Here is a 1,225-nt window from a genome sequence, read left to right on the forward strand (position 1 = left end):
GATTCGCTTTTTCCCTGAATCTGGAAGTCGTCATAGACGATCGAATACTGAACCAAAGTGGCCTTCTGTGATTTGGCGATTTGGCGGATGCGATCTGGATCGGGAGCAGCGGTGATTAGCGGAGTAGAACCTGACGATAAGCGTTCTGTCAGGAGATCGACAAAGGCACGAGCACGTCCCCGTTCGGCAATTTCTAAGGCAGCGATCGGGTTATTCTGAGCCACTCGGACTTGTTGTAAAGTTCGATAAGTCCGAGCTTGTCCTTCAAAGATGGAGACTTTATTCGCGTCGTTGGAACCGAGCATTTGACGCATCAATTCCCAAACTTGAATGGCATTCACGAGCATCTTGTCAGCTTCTGTTAGGTTGCCCGCCTTTAAGAACGCTGCTCCAAGGTTGTGGAGCGCCCCACCTTCCCCAAGGCTATTCTTAATTTCGCGGGCGATGGCTAAAGTCTGCTGTGCATACTCAATGGCTTTGGCCGAGTTGCCCAGATTAAGGTAAGCGATTCCCAAATTCCCCAGTACATTCCCTTCCCCTTGGCGGTTTTTAATTTCGCGGGCGATGGCTAAACTGAGCTGTAAATACTCAATGGCTTTAGCGTAGTTGTCCAGATACAGGTAAGCGGTTCCCAAATTCCCCAGTGCATTCCCCTCCTCTTTGCGGTCTTTAATTTCGCGGAAGATGGCTAAACTGAGCTGTGCATACTCAATGGATCGAGCATAGTTGCCCAGAAACCGGTAAGCGGTTCCCAAATTCCCCAGTGCATTCCCTTCCCCTTGGCGGTTTTTAATTTCGCGGGCGATGGCTAAACTGAGATCTAAATACTCAATGGCTTGAGTATAGTTGCCCAGAAATTGGTAAGCGATTCCCAAAAGGCCCAGTGCCACCCCTTCTCCTTCACGGTCTTTAATGGAGCGGGCAATGGCTAACCACTGCTGTGAATACTCAATGGCTTTGGCATAGTTGCCGAGAGAGTTGTAAGCAATTCCCAAAATGCCCAGTGCTGCCTTTTCCCCAAAGCGGTTTTTCATTTCGCGGGCGATGGCTAACCACTGCTGTGCATACTCAATGGCTTTAGTATGGTTGCCCAGAGAGTGGTAAGCGGCTCCCAAAATGACCAGTGCCAAACCCTCATCTTTGCGATCCTTAATTTCGCGGGCGAGGGCTAACCACTGCTGTGCATACTCAATGGCTTTAGCATAGTTGCCCAGAGAGTGGTAAG

The 1,225-nt window shown here is 49.8% G+C and carries 1 protein-coding gene; it reads right to left on the reverse strand.

The window, feature by feature from the left end; all coding sequences use genetic code 11:
* Positions 1-1,225: tetratricopeptide repeat protein (locus QT994_RS27125; RefSeq protein ID WP_333180167.1), on the reverse strand; the 1,225-nt coding region annotated here is incomplete at both ends.

This window comes from Microcoleus sp. S13_B4 (assembly GCF_036700885.1).
GTDB lineage: Bacteria > Cyanobacteriota > Cyanobacteriia > Cyanobacteriales > Microcoleaceae > Microcoleus.